General features: G+C 57.5%; 13 protein-coding genes, 9 pseudogenes and 1 riboswitch. Of the genes and pseudogenes, 9 read left to right on the top strand and 13 right to left on the bottom strand.

Annotated elements, in window-relative coordinates; all coding sequences use genetic code 11:
* Positions 1-197: pseudogene (locus ACTBDU_RS06840) on the top strand (IS3 family transposase); the annotation flags it as partial.
* 299 nt (positions 198-496) lie between these two features.
* On the opposite strand, the pseudogene mtnK reads toward ACTBDU_RS06840, so the two are convergent.
* Positions 497-1,696 (bottom strand): annotated as a pseudogene (mtnK, locus tag ACTBDU_RS06835) (S-methyl-5-thioribose kinase).
* Between the two features lie 176 nt (positions 1,697-1,872).
* Here mtnK and mtnA point away from each other — a divergent pair.
* Positions 1,873-2,855, top strand: a pseudogene (gene mtnA, locus ACTBDU_RS06830) (S-methyl-5-thioribose-1-phosphate isomerase).
* A 97-nt stretch (positions 2,856-2,952) separates the two neighbouring features.
* On the opposite strand, the gene ACTBDU_RS06825 reads toward mtnA, so the two are convergent.
* The 8 genes and pseudogenes from ACTBDU_RS06825 to nudF all read right to left on the bottom strand — a co-directional run bounded on the left by ACTBDU_RS06825 (position 2,953) and on the right by nudF (position 9,634).
* Positions 2,953-3,498: a 1,2-dihydroxy-3-keto-5-methylthiopentene dioxygenase gene (locus ACTBDU_RS06825; RefSeq protein WP_438805962.1), complete on the bottom strand. Its 546-nt coding sequence runs from the start codon at positions 3,496-3,498 to the stop codon at positions 2,953-2,955.
* Positions 3,498-4,189: pseudogene (gene mtnC, locus ACTBDU_RS06820) on the bottom strand (acireductone synthase). Before mtnC ends, ACTBDU_RS06825 begins: the two are co-directional and overlap by 1 nt.
* Positions 4,186-4,802 (bottom strand): annotated as a pseudogene (locus ACTBDU_RS06815) (methylthioribulose 1-phosphate dehydratase). Before ACTBDU_RS06815 ends, mtnC begins: the two co-directional pseudogenes overlap by 4 nt.
* Before the next feature lie 346 nt (positions 4,803-5,148).
* A complete protein-coding gene (gene parE / locus ACTBDU_RS06810) occupies positions 5,149-7,044 on the bottom strand; it encodes a DNA topoisomerase IV subunit B (RefSeq protein WP_438805961.1) in 1,896 nt (631 codons plus the stop codon).
* Between the two features lie 94 nt (positions 7,045-7,138).
* A complete protein-coding gene (yqiA, locus tag ACTBDU_RS06805) occupies positions 7,139-7,720 on the bottom strand; it encodes an esterase YqiA (protein WP_438805960.1) in 582 nt (193 codons plus the stop codon).
* Positions 7,720-8,547: a 3',5'-cyclic-AMP phosphodiesterase gene (gene cpdA / locus ACTBDU_RS06800; protein WP_438805959.1), complete on the bottom strand. Its 828-nt coding sequence runs from the start codon at positions 8,545-8,547 to the stop codon at positions 7,720-7,722. Before cpdA ends, yqiA begins: the two co-directional genes overlap by 1 nt.
* 27 nt (positions 8,548-8,574) lie before the next feature.
* A complete protein-coding gene (locus tag ACTBDU_RS06795; protein WP_438805958.1) occupies positions 8,575-8,997 on the bottom strand; it encodes a DUF1249 family protein in 423 nt (140 codons plus the stop codon).
* 2 nt (positions 8,998-8,999) lie between these two features.
* Positions 9,000-9,634 (bottom strand): annotated as a pseudogene (nudF, locus tag ACTBDU_RS06790) (ADP-ribose diphosphatase).
* A gap of 198 nt (positions 9,635-9,832) precedes the next feature.
* On the opposite strand from nudF, the pseudogene ACTBDU_RS06785 reads away from it, so the two are divergent.
* The 5 genes and pseudogenes from ACTBDU_RS06785 to ACTBDU_RS06765 all read left to right on the top strand — a co-directional run.
* Positions 9,833-10,799, top strand: a pseudogene (locus ACTBDU_RS06785) (TolC family outer membrane protein); the annotation flags it as partial.
* 74 nt (positions 10,800-10,873) lie between these two features.
* Positions 10,874-12,042 (top strand): annotated as a pseudogene (locus ACTBDU_RS06780) (IS3 family transposase).
* Positions 12,039-12,308: a hypothetical protein gene (locus ACTBDU_RS06775; RefSeq protein ID WP_438805957.1), complete on the top strand. Its 270-nt coding sequence runs from the start codon at positions 12,039-12,041 to the stop codon at positions 12,306-12,308. The pseudogene ACTBDU_RS06780 and the gene ACTBDU_RS06775 overlap by 4 nt, the downstream one beginning before the upstream one ends.
* Before the next feature lie 217 nt (positions 12,309-12,525).
* Positions 12,526-13,176 carry a DUF1190 family protein gene (locus tag ACTBDU_RS06770; protein WP_438805956.1) on the top strand — a complete coding sequence of 217 codons (651 nt, stop codon included), beginning with the start codon at positions 12,526-12,528 and terminating at the stop codon, positions 13,174-13,176.
* A 6-nt stretch (positions 13,177-13,182) separates the two neighbouring features.
* Positions 13,183-14,346: a glutathionylspermidine synthase family protein gene (locus ACTBDU_RS06765; protein ID WP_438805955.1), complete on the top strand. Its 1,164-nt coding sequence runs from the start codon at positions 13,183-13,185 to the stop codon at positions 14,344-14,346.
* On the opposite strand, the pseudogene ygiD reads toward ACTBDU_RS06765, so the two are convergent.
* A pseudogene (gene ygiD / locus ACTBDU_RS06760) lies at positions 14,322-15,159 on the bottom strand (4,5-DOPA dioxygenase extradiol). The gene ACTBDU_RS06765 and the pseudogene ygiD sit on opposite strands and share 25 nt — an antisense overlap.
* 128 nt (positions 15,160-15,287) lie before the next feature.
* On the opposite strand from ygiD, the gene ACTBDU_RS06755 reads away from it, so the two are divergent.
* The gene (locus ACTBDU_RS06755) at positions 15,288-15,974 is read left to right on the top strand and encodes a hypothetical protein (RefSeq protein WP_438805954.1); all 687 of its coding nucleotides are present in this window, start codon (positions 15,288-15,290) and stop codon (positions 15,972-15,974) included.
* On the opposite strand, the gene ribB is transcribed toward ACTBDU_RS06755, so the two are convergent.
* Positions 15,971-16,624 carry a 3,4-dihydroxy-2-butanone-4-phosphate synthase gene (gene ribB, locus ACTBDU_RS06750; RefSeq protein WP_438805953.1) on the bottom strand — a complete coding sequence of 218 codons (654 nt, stop codon included), beginning with the start codon at positions 16,622-16,624 and terminating at the stop codon, positions 15,971-15,973. The two genes, ACTBDU_RS06755 and ribB, sit on opposite strands and share 4 nt — an antisense overlap.
* A gap of 110 nt (positions 16,625-16,734) precedes the next feature.
* Positions 16,735-16,899, bottom strand: a riboswitch (FMN riboswitch).
* A 129-nt stretch (positions 16,900-17,028) separates the two neighbouring features.
* Here ribB and ubiK point away from each other — a divergent pair.
* Positions 17,029-17,331, top strand: coding sequence for a ubiquinone biosynthesis accessory factor UbiK (gene ubiK, locus ACTBDU_RS06745; RefSeq protein ID WP_438805952.1), 303 nt, complete (start codon positions 17,029-17,031; stop codon positions 17,329-17,331).
* A 217-nt stretch (positions 17,332-17,548) separates the two neighbouring features.
* On the opposite strand, the gene hldE is transcribed toward ubiK, so the two are convergent.
* Both hldE and ACTBDU_RS06735 read right to left on the bottom strand, forming a co-directional pair.
* Positions 17,549-18,982, bottom strand: a complete 1,434-nt coding sequence (gene hldE / locus ACTBDU_RS06740; protein WP_438805951.1) for a bifunctional D-glycero-beta-D-manno-heptose-7-phosphate kinase/D-glycero-beta-D-manno-heptose 1-phosphate adenylyltransferase HldE — start codon at positions 18,980-18,982, stop codon at positions 17,549-17,551.
* A 168-nt stretch (positions 18,983-19,150) separates the two neighbouring features.
* A complete protein-coding gene (locus ACTBDU_RS06735; RefSeq protein WP_438805950.1) occupies positions 19,151-19,534 on the bottom strand; it encodes a hypothetical protein in 384 nt (127 codons plus the stop codon).
* Positions 19,535-19,537: the final 3 nt, after the last annotated feature.

Genomic DNA, 19,537 nt, shown 5'->3' with positions numbered 1-19,537 from the left:
TCTTCAGAAGTCTGAAAAACGAGTGGATACCGGTAACGGGCTACATAAGCTTCAGCGAAGCAGCTCATGAAATTACCGACTATATCGTGGGATATTACAGCGCACTCAGGCCGCATGAATATAACGGCGGGTTGCCACCAAACGAATCAGAAAATAGACACTGGAAAAACGCTAACGCGGTGGCTAGTTTTAGTTGACCACTACAATTTAAACACACCGGTCAACGTCAGCAGGCCGACGATAAAAATAATAGCAATTATCCAGAGAAATATTTTCATTCCCTGTTCCTTCTCGTTAAGTGATTAACGTTATGACCATAAGTCGATGATATCGTTATTTGAGTATAGAAGAGGAATCAGGATTTACCGTATCAATAGCAAGAAAATTGTTCCTCGCGCAACGGACCGCGCCGGACAGAAAGCCATTCCGCCCATGCAGGTGCGGGCCGGGCGTGTGAGGGAAAAACCGGCGCCCGGCCCCAGGTAACGGCGGCCGCTCAGGCATGTTGACGTATGCGGGCATCCAGCGCGGCGGCCTCGTGAATCTGCGGCGCAGCGAGGATAAGCCCTTTGCCCAGCGCCTGGCGCTGGCAGGCATGGCGTATCCCGGCGATCCTGAATGCCGTCAAGATCGCTCACGTGCGCCAGCCCTACCGTGCGCCCGATAAGCTCGGTGCCGCAATACCCTATGGCATCTTACAGCACCTCACGCAAAAACAGCTGTACATAACCCGGTTCGGCCAGCGCGACATCCCGGCTCTTTTCCGCCGCCAGGGCGCGGAACCCTTTGCTAAACGCCTGCCAAACCACCTGCACGTCACGCAGACGTTGCTCGCGTCCCGCCGCGGCCTCACGCAGCCGTAACACAGCCCCGGCAAACCGCAATAATTAAGCAGCAAGTTGCCGATCGCGGTGCCGATATCAAAACCCACCGGGCCATAGTAGCTAAATTCAGCATCGATCACTTTCAGTCGCTCGTGGGCGACAAAAAGGGATCCGCTGTGAATATCCCCATGCAGCAGCGATTCCGCTTTCGTCAGGAAACGGTGCTTCAGCGCCCGCCACCCGGAGCTTCAGTTCCCGATCGTCACGCAACGCCGCCGCGTCTTGCGCCAGCTCTGGCTCATAGGCGTTGCGCTCATGGACGCGATAGGGGTTGGTAAAAAACAGATTTTCCGTTATCCGGCACATCTCAGGATTAGCGAAACGGACAACTTCGTTTTTTTCTCTTCGAGGGGCTGATAAAAATCAGAGGTGTGAAACAGCGCCTGCGCCAGATATTCGCCCAGTTGGCGGTCGGCCTCAGGATACCAGCCGCCCTTGACCAGCTCGCTGCGCCAAATACGGTGGTCGGAAAGATCCTCCAGCATTATCGTCGCCAGTTGCGGATCATGATGAAGGACCCGCACCGTATGAGCCGGACAATAACGGCCATGAATCAACAGCGTTTCCGCCTCGATACGCGCGCGGTCAAGCGTTAACGACCAGGACTCACCCACGCAGCGGACATACCGCAGCGCCTGTTTGACGATGACCCGGCTGACGCCATCAGCGTCGACAATTTTAAACACCAAATTAAGATTACCGTCGTCACCGACCTCCTGCACGGCGCAAAGCGTTTCGGGGTGGCTTAGGCCGGCAAAACGGCGGGCATAGGGTACCGCGTCAGCGGCGGTAAGGGTACGGTAAGCGGTCATAGCGACTTCTCTGATAAGCTGTAAAAAGGCCGTAAAGGCATAAAACCATGTAGACGTTTATACATCTTAATGGCATGTTGGCAGAATAGCAAACCAGATGCAATAACCAGACAGGGATAATAGCGATGCAGACGTTTAGCACTACCAGCCTGCAGGTCAGGGATAATCAGCTATGAATTTTGGATCAGCAGGCGCGGCCGCAGCAGCAGCGCTGGCATCCGGCGGAGAATGTGGCGCAGTTGGTTGAGCATATCCGCGCGCTACGCGTGCGGGGTGCGCCGCTCATCGTTCTGTCCGCCAGCCTGCTGCTGGCGCTCTTGGCGGAGGGCGGACAGAGAGCAGGACGCAGCTTGAGCGCGATCTGGCGATACTGCGCACAGCGCGTCCGACGGCGGTTAACCTGATGAATAATCTGGCGCGCATGGCGCAGGCGCTGGCGCCACCGGATTTCGTCAGCGCCATGGGGTAGGAAGCGCAGCGCTTGGTAGCGGAGGATCGGGCGCTATACGACGCCATCGCCTAGCACGGCGTCACGACGGTCAGACCGCGAAGCTGCCTGTTGACCCACTACAATACCGGCGTGCTGGCGACGGCGGGCACCGGCACCGCGCTGGGCGTCATCGCTCTCGCCCACCGTCAGGGCAGTATCGCCCAAGTGTGGGTGGATGAAACCCGACCGCTGCTGCAGGGCGGCCAGCTTACCGCTTGGGAGCTGGGCGAACTGGGCATACCTTATCGGCTGATATGCGATGGCATGGCGGCCGACCTTATGGCGCGCGGCCAAGTGGACGCCGTCTGGGTCGGCGCCGACAGAATTGCCTGCCAATGGCGATGTGGCCAACAAGATTGGCACCTATAGCCTGGCTGTACTGGGCCGCTGGCACGGAGTGCCGTTTTATGTGGCAGCGCCTCATACCGCCTGCGACGCCCATTGCCCCAACGGCGAGGCGACCCCCATTGAGCAACGCGACGCCGCTGAGGTAACCGGCGTCGCCGGGGCAGCTTCAGCCAGTGCCAGTGGGCGCCGGCCGGGGCGGAGGTCTACAATCCGGCCTTCGACGTCACGCCGGCGGCGCTGGTTGACGGCTGGGTGCTACCGGTTGGCATCGTGACGCCGCTGCAGGTAGCAGAAGGTCTGTTCAGCCGGCTGTTAGGCTAAGGCGGTGTTGCGCCGAGAAAACGCTTCTTTCACCGCCAGACGCAGACCGAACCGATCAGGTGAGTGCTACGGCCATCAGTAACCCGCTACCGCTAACTTAACGCACCAAGCGCGGATACGCATCAGCAATGGCATCTCCGGTAAAACGGGCAATCCACCCCTCCGGGTTGTCAAACACCCGGATAGCGGTAAAGCTGGGCGCTTCGCCCATATCAAACCAGTGCGCCGTGCCGGTCGGCACCGAGATTAAATCATTTTTTTCGCACAGTATTTGATAGATTTTTCCCTGTACATGCAGGCAAAACAAACCGGCGCCCTCGACGAAAAACTGCACTTCATCCTCGCCGTGGGTGTGCTCCGCCAGAAACTTGGCGCGCAGGGTCTCGCGCTGGGGATTATCCGGACGCATGCTAATGACATCCCAGCTTTGATAGCCCTTTTCTGCCACCAGGCGATCGATAGCATACTGATAGGCAGCAATGACCGTGTTGGCGTCGGGGTTTTCCCCCAGTTCGCTATCGGCCTGCCAGCGCTCGAAACGCACGCCGATAGCGTTCAGCTCACGTTGGATGGCGTCACCCTCGTGGCTTTGCCAACGCGGCGTCGCGGCATCAGTATCGGAATAAATAGTCAGTGCGCTCATTAAACAAGCTCCTGCAGGTTTATCTGATCAAAACGATGCGCCTGCGGATGGCTGTCGCCGGCGATATTCTCGTCGCGAATAAGCTGATAGGTACGCCATCTGGCAGCACGGGCTGCATCAAGCTACTGATAAACATCGGATAAAAATAAAATAGCTTCCGGCGGCAGCGCCAGTTCGGCGGCGATAATCTGATAGGCGTTGCAGTGCCGTTTCGCGCCCACGCGGGTATCAAAATAATGACTGAAGAGCGGTCGCAGATCGCCCTTGACGCTATGGCCAAACAGCAGCTGCTGCGCTTCGACCGATCCCGACGAATAAACGCCAAGCAGCAGCCCCTGGCGGTGCCAGGCCGTGAGCTGCGGCATCACGTCATCGTAAACATGACCAAGGAAGTCCCCCCCCCCTGCCGATAGTCTTCACGCCAGATAATGCCCTGCAGGGTTTTCAGCGCGGGTGATTTACGATCCTCAGCCATAAAACCGTACAGCGCCGTCAACAGGTGCGCGTTGTCGGCATCATACCGACCGATCTCCGCGCGCAGCTCCTGTAACGCCTGTGCGACCTCAGCATCAGCGGCGCGGGTTTGCACTACCTCCGCCATACGTTCACGGGCGTAGGGGAACAGCACCTCATGCACGAAGCGAATATCGCTGGTAGTGCCTTCAATATCGGTAATCACCGCCTGGATCATTGAGCCTCCAGCAGACGGCGGCGCCACTCGCATTCAAACAAAAATTCGAGACCTTCCAGATGGCGCCGGGCCTCGCGCACGTCCCCCCGCCCCCAGCAGGTCAGTCCATGTCCACGCGTCAGAAAACCATAGCACAGGGGGTTAGCACATCTTGCCGGACAATGCGCTGCACCAGCGCGGTAATATCCTGAGAATTATCAAAAACGGCAATCGCCACTTCCTCACGATGATCGGTTTGTCCCGGCAGCAATTTTTGCATCTCGTAATTGGACAACCGCAGAGCGCTTCCCTACTCCGCCCGCGACAGCACTGTTGCACTGACCGAATGGATATGGAGCACGCAGCCGACCTCGGGGAAACGCCGGTAGAGGAAAGTATGTAAGCCGGTTTCAGCCAAAGGCCGCCGGCCGGGCTGCGCCGCGCCCGTCTGGATATCCACCGTGAGAAAATCGTCGGCGTCGAGATGGCATTTATCCAGGCCGGACTCGGTGATATAGCAGCTGTGCGCGTCTTGCCGCTGCGACATATTGCCGCCGGTGGCCGGGCTCCAGCCCTTCGCCCCTATCCAATGGCAGGCGGCGACCAGTTCAGCCAATTGCATATTTTCCGCCATAAGCGTCCTTGTTTGATCCGCCGAAGGGGTGCCATCCGGGAATCTAGCCATTTACATGTCTTGACAGCCAAATGCTAACACCGACGTCAGACGCCAGCAATCTAACGTCGGGGCCTACCGTGGAAGGGGAAGGTTTGGCCTAGAGTGACTGTTGAAAGCCTTTGACGCCAAAATCCGGCACTGTCAGGAAAGGAGTGGGGAGATAAAAAAACAGCTCGACGACGTCTTGCAGGTTGCCCGCCGGGCCACCGCCACCGCACAGCGCTAGCGATGAGCGGCTCCTAAGCATCACGCCGGAAAGCAGAAATCCGCGACGCCTGATGGATACATCGGCAGTGCTGGACGCTCAGACCTCGATTTCTGCTTCATCGCCCTTTTCCTGCAGCCAGTTGCGACGGTCTTCCGAACGTTTTTTCGCCAGCAACATATCCATCATCGCCAGCGTTTGCTGCACGTTGTCCGCGCCAACCGTTAACTGCACCAGCCGCCGGGTATTGGGATCAAGCGTCGTTTCGCGCAGCTGCAACGGGCTCATTTCACCCAGACCTTTAAAACGCTGTACGTTGGGTTTGCCCTTTTTGCGCTTCAACTGCTCCAGCACACCGGTTTTTTCTTCCTCATCAAGGGCGTAATAAACCTCTTTACCCAGATCGATACGGTAGAGCGGCGGCATTGCCACATAGACATGCCCCTCTTCTACCAGTTTGCGAAAGTGTTGCATGAACAAAGCGCACAGCAGCGTGGCGATATGCAGACCATCGGAATCGGCATCCGCCAGGATGCAGATTTTACCGTAACGCAGCTGGCTTAAATCGTTGCTATCGGGATCGATACCCAGCGCCACCGAAATATCGTGTACTTCCTGGGAGGCCAGCACTTCATCGGAGGAGACTTCCCAGGTATTAAGGATTTTCCCCTTTAGCGGCATGATCGCTTGATATTCGCGATCGCGCGCTTGCTTAGCGGATCCGCCCGCCGAATCCCCTTCCACCAGAAACAGTTCCGTGCGCGCCAGATCCTGGGCGGTACAGTCAGCCAGCTTGCCCGGCAGCGCCGGCCCGCTAGTCAGCTTTTTACGCACCACCTTTTTCGCCGCGCGCAGGCGACGCTGGGCGCTGGCGATCGCCAGCTCCGCCAGCTGTTCCGCCACCTGTATATTCTGGTTCAGCCACAGAATAAAAACATCTTTCACCACGCCAGAAACGAAGGCGGCGCTTTGCCGCGACGATAGGCGCTCTTTGGTCTGGCCCGCGAACTGCGGATCCTGCATTTTCACCGAGAGCACATAAGCGCAGCGCTCCCAAATGTCGTCCGCCAACAGCTTGACGCCGCGCGGCAGGATATTACGGTATTCGCAAAACTCGCGCATCGCGTCCAACAACCCTTGACGCAACCCGTTTACGTGCGTTCCACCCTGGGGCGTGGGGATCAGGTTGACATAGCTCTCGGTCAGCAGTTCCCCCCCTTCCGGTAGCCATAACAGCGCCCAATCCACCGTTTCGGTATCGCCGCTCACCGCACCGACAAAGGTTGTCTCCGGCAACGTGATAAGCCCGTTGATCGCTCCATTCAGGTAATCGGTCAGACCCGCCTCGTAGCACCAACGCTGCTCGGTATTATTGACCCGATCCTGAAAAACGATTTCCACGCCAGGGCACAGTACCGCCTTCGCTTTCAGCAAATGGGTCAGGCGCGATACCGAAAAGCGGAAACTGTCGAAAAAACGTTTGTCCGGCCAGAAATGCACGCTGGTACCGGTATTACGCTTGGGACAGGTACCGACCACGCTCAGGTCTTCGACTTTATTGCCATTTTCAAACGCGATGCGGTATACGTTGCCGTTGCGGCGCACCGTCACTTCGACTCGGGCTGACAGGGCGTTGACCACCGAGATGCCTACGCCGTGCAGACCACCGGAAAATTGATAGTTTTTGTTGGAGAACTTACCGCCGGCATGCAGCCGGCACAGGATTAATTCCACCGCCGTCATACCCTCTTCGGGGTGAATGTCCACCGGCATACCGCGCCCGTCGTCGGTGACTTCCAGCGACTGATCGGGGTGCAAAATCACATCAATGCGCTGGGCGTGGCCGGCAAGCACCTCGTCGACGCTGTTATCGATGACTTCCTGTCCAAGATGATTGGGCCGCGAGGTATCGGTGTACATCCCCGGGCGGCGGCGGACCGGTTCCAGTCCGCTGAGTACTTCTATCGCATCGGCGTTATAACTTGATTGAGTCATGGCTTAAATCACATTTCGTGACAAATTGTTGGAGAGCCTACCGCAAAGGCCGGCCTTCGGGAAGCAGATATTCTGTGCCGCCCGGTTTGCGGCCTCACCCGACGGTAAGCCCCAAAAAATGCACGATAGAGGAGAAATAATGGTCAAATCCCACGAATGCATGGTTACCGCCGGACTCGACGGTCTGGCGACAGTGGGTGTAGTAGGCCACCGCCTGGCGATAATCAAGGATCTCGTCGCCGCTTTGCGCCAGCAGCCAAATAAGATCTGGCGACTCCAGCACCTCGATCTGCATCACCTTTAAATCATAGATATGCCGCGGCGCCAGAACATATTTCTCGCCGGTGAAGGGGTTTAGGTTTTCCCCCAGATATCCCGTGAGCAGATCAAACGGCCGCACCGCCGGATTAACCACCACCGCCGGCAACAAAAAGGATTGCGACAGCCAGGTGGCGAAATAGCCGCCGAGGGACGATCCGACCAGCCTCAGCGTTTCCCCGACCCGCTCCATCACCAGGGTCTCCATCATTTCCGCCGCGTCGCCGGGATAAACCGGCAATTGCGGCACCAGCAGCTCAATCTCGGGATGATGGCGCGCAAGCCAGGCACCGAGGGCGGTGGCCTTGGCAGACAAGGGGGAACTATTGAATCCGTGAAGGTACATCAGCGTCGCCATCAGTAGCCTTCGTAATCGGTGTCGGGCTGGTGTTCGGCCCCGTCCAGCCGGTGCACTTCGGTCTGTAGCAGGCCGCCCGGCAGCAGGTCGAGATAGCGCCAGCCGGGACCCAGGGTATCAATGGTAAAATTAGTGCAGTGCGGCTTGAACTGCACGCAGGTGGAAGGCGTCGCCAGCACGCGCCGGCCCAGCCAATCAACGTCCAATTCCTGATGTATGTGGCCGCACAGCAGGGTCTTCACCCGCGGATGGGGCTGTAGCACCTCCGCCAGCATGTGGGCGTTGCGCAGGCTATGCTGGTCAAGCCAGATACAGCCAGAGGGGAAAGGATGGTGATGCAGCAACAGCAGCGTATGGCGCTCAGGCTGGCCAGCCAGCGCCTGCGCCAGCCACTCGAGCTGGTAGTCGCTCAGTTCGCCGTGGGGCACGCCGTAAACCTGACTGTCCAGCAGCAGCAATCGCCATTCATCGCCTATCAACACCTGTTTGGCGCAGGAAATCCCGCACTCCGCCAGCACATCGACCATCGCCGGCTGAAAGTCATGATTGCCCGGCAGCCAGACGCAGGGCGCTGGCAGCCGGGCTATGCCGGCGGCGAAATGCCGGTAAGCCTGCGGCGAGTGGTCCTGCGCCAGATCGCCCGTAGCGACCACCAAATCAAAATGCCGCTGTTCAGCCTGTACCGCCTTCAGCACCGCGCTGTAGCTGCGAAACGTATTCACCCCGAGCAACGTCTCGTCCTCACCTGCAAACAGGTGAGTATCGGTGATTTGTAAAATCCTGATATTGGCTCCACGCGCCACAGGAAGTTTCAACAGCCTTTCCAAAGATTGTCCTTGGTTATCGAAATCTGCCTAACAAACAGGAACCGCCATGGCACCATACGCCAAACAACAGCGTAGCCAGTCCGCAAGGAACTGGTTGATTTGATGTTTCTCATCACGTTGATGTAACTTTTTATTCGGATAATCATAACGCGCTTTGAAGCGAGAGATCTGCTGACTGGAACACACTTCCGCAACCATGGCGTCATGATAAAGCCTGACGGTCATCGAGGGCAGGCTCCAGTAGCTGGCGACCGGCGCGGTTTGGGTGATTTCCACAAACGTCGTATAGCGGGTGGACTCCTGAATGGTCAGCCGGTAGCTGGCGCCATACACCTGATAGGCGATGGTTTCACCCGCCTCATTAATCGGCGGCAGCAACCGGCGCAGCTGGGCGAAGTTGGTTTCGCACAACCGCATCATTTCAGGGAAATCGGGCGTGTAGCACTTCATTATTAATCGGCCCACTTTTTTTGCAAGGATTCATGGTGTAATGCCAGCCATTGCAGGGCAATGACAGAGGCGGTGTTATCGATCACTCCTTCCTCCACCCAGCGGTGCGCCTGTTCGCGGCTTACCGCATGGAGACGGATATCTTTATTTTCTTCCACCAGTCCATGGATACCCTCGGCTTTCAGCGCGTCTACCTCCCCCACCATGACCGTCAGGCGTTCACTGGTGCCGCCGGGACTGGCCAGATAGCTCAGCATCCGTTTGCAGCTCCCCACAGTGAGTCCCGTCTCTTCCACTGCCTTGCGCCGGGCAACCCCTGCTTCAGCGTTTCTTCCGGCTCAATCATACCGACGACCAGCTCCAGCAGCCAGGGGGTGGGGCTGCTGTCATAAGCGGCGATGCAAATTTACTCTAATAATATCACCTGTTCACACCGCGCATCATAAGGTAATAGGACCACCGCATGTCCGCACTCGAAAATTTCCCGGGTCACCGTCTGGCTCATGCCGTTATTAAACAGTTGGTGGCGGAAGTGGTAAAGCTCCATCTTAAAAAATCCGTCATACAGCGTCTCGCGGGAAAGCATTTCAACATCATCACGGCCAAATGTCACCGGCGTGACAAAAGATGAGGTCATCATAACGCTCCTATTAGCAAATAACGCCGCCCGGCGGCTGGCCAAATCAGTCTGCCGGAATCTAGCGGTTTATGATAGATTTCGTAAATAGCGCCGGCATGGCACGTTAAGCCACCTATTCCGTCCGGCAGTGTCTGCCAGAATTAGCCACTATTTTTCTAATAGCGCTACCATAGCAATTTTGCCGTTTCAAAAGGAATGCACATAAAGAAACTGCCCCTCCTTACTGGACTGAGTCTTGGTGGTTTCAGTGCAATGGGTCAGGCAGAAAATCTGCTACAGGTGTATCAGCAAGCCAGATCCTCCAACCCGGATCTTCGCCGCTCCGCCGCCGATCACGATGCAGCCTTTGAAAAAATTAATGAACAGCGCGCTCCGCTGCTGCCCCAATTGGAATTGGGAGCAGATTACACCTATACCCAGTGTTTTCGCGACAAACGTGATATCAATTCCAATGCGGCCAGCGCCGCACTGCAGTTGACCCAGACCATTTTGGATATATCCAAATGGCGTGCCCTGACCCTCCAAGAAAAAACGGCGGGTATTCAGGATGTCTCGTATCAAACGAGACCAGGAATCGTTAATTCTCAATACCGCTACCGCCTATTTTAACGTATTGAACGCCATTGATACAATGTCATATACCGAGGCACAGAAGCAGGCGCTTTATCGCCAGTTGGACCAAACTACCCAGCGCTTTAATGTCGGTCTGGTCGCCATTACGGATGTGCAAAATGCGCGCTCGGAATATGACACCGTTCTGGCTTCTGAAGTCAGCTCCCGCAATGATCTGGATAATGCGCTGGAAGCGCTACGCTAGATTACCGGCATGGAATATCCGCAGTTGGCGACGCTGAATATCGTGAGTTTCAAAACCCAACGTCCCGATGCGATCACCAGCCTGTTAAAAGAAGCGGAAAACCGTAACCTCCGCCTGTTATCGGCGCGCCTGTCGCAGGATTTGCCTCGTGAACAGATCCGTTACTATCAGGCCGGCCATTTGCCGACTTTAGATCTTAACGCCTCGTCAACGGTGATCAATACCGACTACAATGGCTCGCGCAACGATCCTGTGAACAATCCCGATAAGCATATTGGCGGCAACGCTATCGGCCTGAGTCTGAATGTGCCGCTTTATAGCGGGGGATTTGTCACCTCCCAGGTGAATGTAGTGGCACACTGAATTTGGCCACCTGAACAGAGGTGATATGCTCACCTCAGAACAACACGAGTGCACCAATGAAAAGAAGAAATTTTAGTCCTGAATTCAAACGCGAATCCGCTCAACTGGTTGTCGACCAAAATTACACCGCCGCGCCAGCAGCAAAAGCTATGGACGTCGGCCTTTCTACGATGACGAAATGGGTAAAACAACTGCGTGATGAGCGACAGGGGAAAACGCTAAAAGCCTCTCCCATAAGCCCGGAAAAAATCGAAATACGTGAGCTCAAGAAGAAAGTACAACGCATTGAAATGGAAAACGAAATATTAAAAAAAGCTACAGCGCTCTTGATGTCGGACTCCCTGAACAGTTCTCGTTAATCGGGAAACTCAGAGCGCGTTATCCTGTGGCCACACTCTGCCACGTGTTCAGGGTTCATCGCAGCAGTTACAAATACTGGAAAAGTCGTCCTGACAGGCCAGACGGCAGGCGAACGGTATTGCGCAGTCAGGTTCATGAACTGCACAGTATCAGCCATGGTGCCGCTGGCGCGAGGAGTATCGCCACCATGGCAACCCAGAGAGGCTTCCGGATGGGGCGCTGGATCGCAGGCAGGCTCATGAAAGAGCTGGGGCTGGTCAGTTGTCAGCAGCCGACGCACAGGTATAAGCGTGGCGGTCAGGAGCATGTTGCGATCCCGAATTATCTTGAGCGCCAGTTCGCTGTAACGGGGCCAAACCAGGTATGGTGCGGCGATGTAACGTATATCTGGACCGGGAAACGCTGGGCATACCTTGCGGTTGTTCTTGCATCTGTTCGCGAGGAAACCGGTGGGCTGGGCTATGTCGTTCTCCCCGGACAGCAGACTGACCATCAAAGCACTGGAAATGGCATGGGAAACGCGTGGTAAAACAGCCGGAGTGATGTTCCACAGTGATCAGGGTAGCCACTATACGAGCAGGCAGTTCCGAGAGTTGCCGTGGCGTTACCGGATCAAACAAAGCACGAGTCGGCGTGGTAACTGTTGGGATAACAGTCCGATGGAGCGCTTCTTCAGAAGTCTGAAAAACGAGTGGATACCGGTAACGAGCTACATAAGCTTCAGCGAAGCAGTTCATGAAATTACCGACTATATTGTGGGATATTACGCGCACTCAGGCCGCATGAATATAACTATGGGTTGCCACCAAACGAATCAGAAAATAGATACTGGAAAAACGCTAACGCGGTGGCCAGTTTTAGTTGACCACTACACTCGGCACGCTAAATGAAACGGATTTGGTGACATTGAATAATACGCTCGGTAAAACGGTGCCGACCGATCCCCAGACGGTAGCGCCGGAAAATGCCTCGCAGGATGCCCGTGCCGATGGCACCGGTACGTCGCCTGGCGCCAGTCCCGCGCGCAATAGTGCTGCGCAAACGGCCGTCCAGCCGCGCGCGGCCAGCGTGACGACCGCGCCAGCTACCGGCACCGGTCGCGCTAGCGGACGTAATCCTTTCCAGCATTAAGTTCTTTCCCGGCGGCCAAGGCCAGTCTTTGCTTTCCCCTGACGGGCGCCGGCACGTCCCGTTGCCCGTCACTGCCCGCGGGGACGATCACAGGGAAGTGTATAACTACGTAAAAATGCCGGCCGCAGACCGCCCATGCTTCATTTTTCACCGTTTTTCCTTTACTCTACAGTGACTTTCTCTGGGTCGATCTCAATATCAATAAAGCAGGATAATAATGAAACGCACTAAACAGATTAACCACGCCAGCTTTTGCAAGCATTGGCGCGCCTACCGCATGGCGCCCGTCGCGCTGGCCGTCGGTGCCGCTTTTGTACTGGCCGGCTGTGAAAAAAGCGACGAAAACGTCTCGCTGTACATGAACAGTGACGACTGCGCCCGCGCCAATCCTTCCTTAAGCGAACAGTGCACCACCGCTTACAACGCCGCGCAGCAGGAAGCGGTGAAAACCGCGCCCAAATACGCCTCCCGCGCCGACTGTGTGGCGGAATTCGGTGAAGAACAATGTACCCAAGTCCCGGCGCAGGCCGGCATGGCGGAGGAGTCACAGCACAGCGGCAGCATGTGGATGCCGCTGATGGCGGGCTATATGATGGGTCGCATGATGGGCGGTGGCGGCTATGCACAGCAGCCGCTGTTCACCTCACGCGCCGCCAACAGTCCGGCGCGCGGCCACTTTGTCGACGCCAGCGGCCGCAACTACGGGGCGGCGACCAGCGGCCGTTCGATGACGGTACCGAAGGCCGCCCTGGCGCCAAAACCGGCGACCACGCAGACCATCACCCGCGGCGGCTTCGGCGAGACCGTCGCCAAGCAGAACGCCCTGCGCAGCAGCAGCGCTACGCCCCACCGCACCATGGGCGGCTAACGGGACATGAAACGAGTCACTATCGACGAACGGCCGGACTGGCGGGGAAAAGCCACCGAATACGGCTTCAATTTTCATACTCTGTACGGCGAACCCTATTGGTGTGAAGAGGCTTACTATCAGTTTACCCTGGCGCAAATCGAGACGCTGGTGGAGGCCACCGCTGACCTCCACCAGATGTGTTTGCAGGTAGTGGAAAAGGTCGTGGCAAGCGATGAGCTGATGACCAAATTCCGTATTCCCCGCCATACCTGGTCGTTCGTGCGCCACGCCTGGCAAACGCGTCAGCCGTCGCTGTACTCGCGGCTGGATCTGGTTTATGACGGCCAGCATCCGCCTAAACTGCTGGAAAACAATGCCGATACGCCGACCTCGCTGTACGAAGCGGCGTTCTTTCAGTGGATCTGGCTGGAAGATCAGATTAACGCCGGCAAGCTACCGGCCAATGCCGATCAGTACAACAGCCTGCAGGAGAAGCTTATCGCCCGCTTCGCCGAACTGCAGTCACAGCACGGGTTCAGCCTGCTGCATCTGGCGTGCTGCCAGGATACGGAGGAAGATCGCGGCACGGTGCAATATCTGCAGGATTGCGCCACGGAAGCCGGATTGCCCAATACGTTTCTGTATATTGAGGAGCTGGGGCTGGGAGAGAAAGGGCAGTTCACCGATATGCAGGATCAGGTCATCAGCAACCTGTTCAAGCTCTATCCGTGGGAATTCATGCTGCGCGAGATGTTCTCTACCAAGCTGGAGGATGCCGGCGTGCGCTGGCTTGAGCCGGCCTGGAAATGCATTTTGTCCAACAAGGCGCTGTTGCCGATGCTCTGGCAGATGTTTCCCGACCATCCCAACCTCCTGCTGCCGGCCTATTTTGCCGAAGACGATTACCCGCCGATGGACAATTACGTGGTGAAGCCGCTGTTTTCCCGCGAGGGCGCCAACGTGCGCGTCTTCGAGCAGGGACGCGAAACCGCACGCGTAGACGGCCCTTATGGCGAGGAAGGCTCCATTGTACAGGCGTTTTGCCCGCTGCCCCGCTTTGGCGACAGCTATACGGTTATCGGTAGTTGGCTGGTTAACGATGAGCCCTGCGGCATCGGCCTGCGCGAAGACCGGCAAATTATTACCCAGGATCTCTCCCGCTTTTATCCCCACATTATTCTTGATTGATTCTGCCTCGGCAGCGCGGTGACGCCGCGCTGCCGTTTTAGCCAACCTTGCACCGACAGCATACTGATTGATCCCAGCGTGATACCGTCCACGGGCACCGAGATGGGTTCATCGCCTATCCGGCTGTCCAACACATAGAGCAGCGGCAAAAAATGCTCCGGCGAGGGATTGGCCAGCGCGCCATCCTGGTGCTGTTGATAAGCAATCAAGGGATGCGGTTCCCCTTGCGCCCCGAGATTGTCGCGCACAAACTGATTGAACGACCTTGCCCACGGGTAAAGTTCGGCATTGTCCTGCCAGCGTACCGTACACAGGTTATGCACCACATTGCCGCTGGCCACCAGCATCACGCCTTCATCGCGCAGCGCGGCCAGTTTTTTCCCGAGGGTGAAATGATAGGCGGCATCTCGCGTCGCGTCGAGGCTGAGTTGTACTACCGGAATATCCGCCTCGGGATACATTTTAATTAACACGCCCCAGCTGCCGTGATCCAGTCCCCATTCGTCGATGTCGGCCTGCACCGGTACCGGTGCCAATAGAGACGGCCCCCGGTTCGCCGGCACCGGCGAACCGGGGCCGGGTAACGTTGGTCAAATAGCGCCTGGGGAAAACCACCAAAATCGTGCGCGGTTGCGTTATGGCGGTCACGGCGGTGACCTGCCGGTACCAATGGGCCGAGATAACCAATATTGCCTCCGGCCGCGGCAGCGTCTGACCCAGTTGCCGCCAGCTACGGGTATAGCGGTTGTCTTCCAGTACGTTCATCGGACTGCCGTGACCGAGGAAAAGGGCGGGCATGCGTGGGCTACTCATTGTGTATCCTTATTCATTGTGCGACGCTTGCGGCGGCTGATGGCATCACATTACGCCTTTTCGCCCTGCAATGAACCGATATAAACATGATGAAGATAATCAGGAAAATTGAATAACTGAGCCCTCCCATGAAAACAGCATTGCTATTTGGCGCCAGCGGATTAGTGGGCGGTCACCTGCTGTCCACCTTGCTGCGCCATTCTGCCTACCAGCAGGTGATTGCGGTGGTGCGGCGCGAACTGCCGCTGCGCCATCCGCAGTTAAAGCTTATCGGCGATAGCGCCAACCCGCACAGGCGGCCGCGCCGGCGGCGGAGGATCTGTTTATCGCCGTCGGCACCACGCGCAAAAACAGCCCAGACCCGCGGGACTACTACCGTATCGATCACAACTATCCGCTGCTGGCGGCGGGGCGGGCGCTTGAGCATGGCGCGCGCTCAATCTTGCTGGTGTCATCGGCGGGGGCCAGCATCGGCTCGTACGCGTCCTAATTTGCGCGTTAAAGGGGAAGTAGAACGGGATATCATCGCCCTGCACGCCGCCCGGACGCACGTTTTCCGACCTGGTATGATTTTGGGTGAGAAACGGGAGCACCGCCCGCTGGAGAAAGGGCTAAATCGTGTCTGGCCACGGCTTAATTTCGTATTGCGCGGAAGAGCGCAAAAACACCGCGCTATTACGGCGGCGGATATCGCCGTGGCGATGGTTGCCGCCGCTCAACTCCCTACAGGCGAAGTAAACATTTACACCTGTTCGGAAATGCAGGCGTTAGTGCAGGACGCCGGCGGCTATCACGCCGGATCCGCAGGACGTTAGCTCACTTCGCGCGTCAGGGCGCGACGATAGACCACCAGATCCTCGATGGTCAGCACCGGCATGTTGTGACGCCGTCCAAAGGCAATTATCTCCGGCGCATGCGCCATAGAGCCATCGTCATTGGTCACTTCACACAGCACGCCCGCCGGTTTTAGGGCGGCAAGAGTGGTCAGATCCACCGCTGCTTCGGTGTGACCGCCACGCACCAGCACGCCGCCCGGCTGCGCGCGCAGCGGGAAGACATGCCCAGGGCGGTTGAGATCGCTGGGTTTGGCGTTGTCTTTGATGGCGGCACGGATTGTCGTCAGGCGATCGGCGGCGGATACCCCGGTGCTGACCCCTTCAGCCGCTTCAATGGTGACGGTAAACGCCGTCTGATAATGACTGCTGTTACGTTCCACCATCATCGGCAGCGCCAGCTGCTGGCGGCGTTCTTCGGTCAGGCACAGGCACACGATGCCGCTGCCGTAGCGGATAGTCAGCGCCATCTGCTCGACGGTCATGTTTTGTGCGGCGAATATCATATCGCCTTCATTTTCACGATCTTCATCGTCCAGTACCAGCACCCCGCGACCATTGCGCAGCGCCTCCAGCGCGTTTTCCACGCGTTGGGACGGGGAACCGAATTTGGAAAGAAGAGTCTGATTCATGGTAAATAGAACCTCATAATTGTTATGGATTACCAGAATCAGGGCAGACTTAGGGGCGACCACGAACGGGCCAAGTAATAACGGTAGCGGGCCGTAGCCCGCTTGGACGTCGTTACTCTTTCCCATCCGGACTGTTACCGTCGGCCCCGGAATTACACCGGATCTGCTGACCTCAGACTGCAATGCAACCTGAGCGCTCGCGGGCTTTCTGTGCAATACTTTAGCCAGGTTTACCGCCGGTGGGGAATTGCCCCCCCTCCGCCCTGAGGATAAGCAGAAATACTATAGCGCCAACCCGCAGCTGAGGCAATTAGCAAACGCATAATTTTAATGAATGCTTTTGTTTCCACTCAGGGGAAACAGGCATTACACTTAACCCATTCTGACCAGTTAGGGAACTAACAATGATTGATCCAAAGAAATTTGAACAGCTTGCCCGTCAGGTGCAGGAGTCGCTGCCGAAAGGCATCCGCGATCTGGGCGACGATGTGGAGAAAAAGATCCGTCAGGTGCTGCAAAACCAGTTCAGCCGTATGGACCTGGTCAGCCGCGAGGAATTCGACGTACAGACCCAGGTGCTGTTACGCACCCGGGAGAAACTGAGTCAGTTGGAACTGTGCCTGAATGCGTTGGAAACCATGCCGAAAAGCGACCCGGTCGTCAGCCCGGCGCCGCCTGTCGGCTGCAGGCGCGCCGGTGGCGGGTAAGAAGCCTGCAGGCGTGAACGACGTAGACGACACTACCAGCGTTTCTCCCGCGGATCGCACCGCGCCGGATGCCGGCGTCGCGGACGACAAACCGGCTAAAGACACCTTCAAAAAGCTATAATCGCCGCCGCCGCTTGCTGAGGCCAGCGGCAGACATCATCATCGCCCGCGCGGAGCTGACCACTGCCGGGCGCAACCTTTCCCCTTGGTCTGAAGCCTAACTCCGTTCGCCGCGCTTGATGGCGTTGATAATATTTGTAGTGGAACAGCCGCCTTCAAAATTCAGCACCAGCACGTCCCCGCCGTTATCCCAGACCTCCTTGCTGCCGGCGATCTGGTGCGGCTGATAATCGCTGCCTTTGACCAGGACATCCGGCAGCACATCGGCGATGAGCCGCTGCGGCGTATCTTCGCTGAAAGGCACTACCCAATCGACCGCCTCCAGCGCCGCCAGAACGGTCATACGTTGCGCCAGGGGATTTACCGGACGGCTTTCCCCTTTCAGACGCTTCGTGGACTCATCGCTGTTCACCGCCACGATAAGCCGGTCACCCAGCCGCCGGGCACTAGCAAGATAGCTGACGTGACCCGCGTGCAGGATATCGAAGATACCGTTGGTCATAACCACTTTCTCGCCGCGCTGACGCGCCAGCGCTACCGCCTGCTTCAGCTCGCTTTCGGTCATGACGCCAAAGCCTGTTTCGGCTCGTCCGCAGATGGTGTTCTCTAGCTCAATTGGGCTAACGGTGGAGGTGCCTAATTTCCCAACCACCGCGCCCGCGGCGGCGTTGGCTAGAAAACAGGAGTCTTCTAGACCGTTACCCGCTGCCAGAGCGGCAGCCAGCACGCCGATGACCGTATCGCCGGCGCCGGTAACGTCGTAAACTTCCTGCGCCTGCGTGGGTAAATACAGCGGATCCTTACCCGGCTGCAACAGGGTCATCCCTTGTTCCGAGCGGGTAATCAGCAGCGCCGATAGCTGATAGTCGGCGACAAGTGTCATGCCGCGGCTTACCAGCGTTTTCTCATCTTTGCAGGGCCCGGCTACCGCTTCAAATTCTGACAAATTCGGGGTCAGCAGCGTTGCGCCCCGATAACGGTCAAAATCCGTGCCTTTGGGATCGACAAGCACCGGCACGCCGGCGGCTCGCGCCAGCGTGATCATCTCGCGCACGCGCGCCAGCGCGCCCTTCGCATAATCGGATAGCACCAGCGCGCCGGTTTTTGGCAGCGCCAGCTGAATACGTTCTATCATGGGAGCCGCGTCGACATCGTCGAAACCTTGCTCGAAATCGAGGCGGATCAACTGCTGATTACGCGATAACACCCGCAGTTTGGTAATCGTGGGATGGGTCGCGACGGCGACAAAATCGCAGGTCACGTCGACTTCACTGAGTCGCGCTCCCAGAGCGCGGGCGGCATCATCAATGCCGGTGAGACCGACCAGGCGCGAATGGCAGCCCAGCGCGGCGATATTCATCGCGACGTTAGCGGCGCCGCCGGGACGCTCCTCAATGGCGTCCACTTTTACGATAGGCACCGGCGCTTCCGGTGAGATCCGGCTGGTGGGGCCGTACCAGTATCGGTCCAACATCACATCGCCCACGACCAGCACGCCCGCCCGGCGGAAATCAGGCAAGGTCACTTTCATCCACTCGCTCCAAAGAGATCCTGTTCAAGGGTCAGAATCATATCACAGGCGGGAAAAATTCGCCCCCTGCGGCGCCGGATCGCACCGGGCGGCGGAGCCTATGCCGCTTAATCGAGCCCTGCCGGCGGCGGGCGCTGAAGTTAAGTGTGACGCGCGGGCGCGCTGCCCTTACAGACCACCGTGCCGGCGCCGCTCAATCAAGCCACTGAGACGCCAGCAGCGGACAATCAAAGCGCGCTCGCGGACAAACTGCGCTTCCGGCACCCGGCCGGGCAACGCCTGCAACGCCAGATGATGCAGCGTATCGCGCAGCGTGGTGTAGCTTGCGCGCAGCCCATCAGCATCGTCGCCGTCCATGATCCCCTTCTTGGCCATCAGCTCGAAGAGACGGACATTATCCGACCAGCGCGTCAGTTCAGGCTTTTCTGCAGCGTAGCGCAACACCAAATACTGCGCCAGAAATTCGATGTCGGTAATACCGCCCTCGTCGGTCTTGATATCAAAAACGTCTGTCTGCTTGCTGGCCAAGTGCAGGCGCATCTTGGCGCGCATCTC

Origin of the sequence: Sodalis sp. (in: enterobacteria), assembly GCF_051710625.1 — a bacterium.
GTDB lineage: Bacteria > Pseudomonadota > Gammaproteobacteria > Enterobacterales > Enterobacteriaceae > JBPESN01.
The sequence above is the reverse complement of the archived record's forward strand: the minus strand, read 5'-3'. Positions and strand labels throughout refer to the sequence as shown.

Coding starts and splice junctions, on each gene's coding strand:
- ACTBDU_RS06825 (WP_438805962.1), bottom strand. CDS start 3,498: ATGAGCGCACTGACTATTTATTCCGATACTGATGCCGCGACGCCGCGT.
- parE (WP_438805961.1), bottom strand. CDS start 7,044: ATGACTCAATCAAGTTATAACGCCGATGCGATAGAAGTACTCAGCGGA.
- yqiA (WP_438805960.1), bottom strand. CDS start 7,720: ATGGCGACGCTGATGTACCTTCACGGATTCAATAGTTCCCCCTTGTCT.
- ACTBDU_RS06795 (WP_438805958.1), bottom strand. CDS start 8,997: ATGAAGTGCTACACGCCCGATTTCCCTGAAATGATGCGGTTGTGCGAA.
- ACTBDU_RS06770 (WP_438805956.1), top strand. CDS start 12,526: ATGAAACGCACTAAACAGATTAACCACGCCAGCTTTTGCAAGCATTGG.
- ACTBDU_RS06765 (WP_438805955.1), top strand. CDS start 13,183: ATGAAACGAGTCACTATCGACGAACGGCCGGACTGGCGGGGAAAAGCC.
- ACTBDU_RS06755 (WP_438805954.1), top strand. CDS start 15,288: ATGAAAACAGCATTGCTATTTGGCGCCAGCGGATTAGTGGGCGGTCAC.
- ribB (WP_438805953.1), bottom strand. CDS start 16,624: ATGAATCAGACTCTTCTTTCCAAATTCGGTTCCCCGTCCCAACGCGTG.
- ubiK (WP_438805952.1), top strand. CDS start 17,029: ATGATTGATCCAAAGAAATTTGAACAGCTTGCCCGTCAGGTGCAGGAG.
- hldE (WP_438805951.1), bottom strand. CDS start 18,982: ATGAAAGTGACCTTGCCTGATTTCCGCCGGGCGGGCGTGCTGGTCGTG.
- ACTBDU_RS06735 (WP_438805950.1), bottom strand. CDS start 19,534: ATGCGCGCCAAGATGCGCCTGCACTTGGCCAGCAAGCAGACAGACGTT.